Origin of the sequence: Pseudomonas sp. P867 (assembly GCF_019891455.1) — a bacterium.
GTDB classification, from domain to species: Bacteria; Pseudomonadota; Gammaproteobacteria; order Pseudomonadales; family Pseudomonadaceae; genus Aquipseudomonas; species Aquipseudomonas synxantha_A.
Genome location: NZ_JAFLXB010000038.1, coordinates 1 through 1,102, shown reverse-complemented (window position 1 = coordinate 1,102; position 1,102 = coordinate 1). Strand labels below are relative to the sequence as shown.

The 1,102-nt window shown below is 57.2% G+C and carries 1 protein-coding gene; it reads left to right on the top strand.

Annotated elements, in window-relative coordinates; all coding sequences use genetic code 11:
- Positions 1–1,102 (top strand): immunoglobulin-like domain-containing protein (locus J1G33_RS27715; RefSeq protein WP_347709550.1); only part of this gene is annotated, 1,102 nt, incomplete at both ends.

Here is a 1,102-nt window from a genome sequence, read left to right as displayed (position 1 = left end):
CTTCGAAAAACTGGAAGTTGCGGGCAACGGCGCAACCACCACGATCAACGACACCATCGACAAGGTCGATGTGGTCCTGACTGCTACCACCACCGTCGGCGAAGGCGGCAACATCGTTTACACCGCCAGCCTTGTGGATAAGAACGGCGCGCCGGTGACCAACATCACCAACCCGCTGACCGTCACTTTGGATAATGGCGAAACCATCACCATCGGCGTGAATCAGTCGAGCGGTACTGTTTCGATCTTGGCACCGGATGATGTCTACAAAGGCGATCAGACCGTCACTACCGCGATCAAGGGTGTGACCGGTGGCGAGCACTTCGAGAACCTGGTCCCGGGCACTACGGCGGTGAACACCACCGTTACGGATACCCCAGGCACCGATAACACCACTACCGTGACACTGACCGCGCCTAACGCCGTTAACGAAGGTGGTCAAATTACGTACACCGCTACGCTTTCCAATAAAGCGGGCACTGACGTCACGTTGAAGCTGGATAACGGTTCGTCGATCACCATTAAAGCGGGCGACACCGTCGGCACTGTGACCGTGCCTGCGCCTACCGATGATGTGTTCATCGACAAAAGCACGCAGACCGTTCAAATCACCGAAGCCACAGGCGGCAACTTCGAGAAGTTGGAAGTCGCGGGCAACGGCGCCACCACCACGATCAACGACACCATCGACAAGGTGGACGTAGTTCTGACTGCCACCACCTCCGTAGGTGAAGGCGGCAATATCGTTTACACCGCCAGTCTTGTGGATAAGAACGGCGCACCGGTGACCAACATCACCAACCCGCTGACCGTGACTCTGGATAACGGCCAAACCATCACCATTGGCGTGAATGAATCCAGCGCTAGCGTGTCGGTTCTTGCACCGGATGATGTGTACAAAGGCGACCAGACCGTCACTACCGCCATTCAAGGTGTGACTGGCGGCGAGCACTTCGAGAACCTGGTCCCGGGCACTACGGCGGTGAACACCACCGTTACGGATACACCGGGTACCGACAACACCACGACTGTTACGCTGACCGCGCCTAGCGCCGTTAACGAAGGCGGCCAGATCACGTACACCGCTACGCTTTCCAATAAA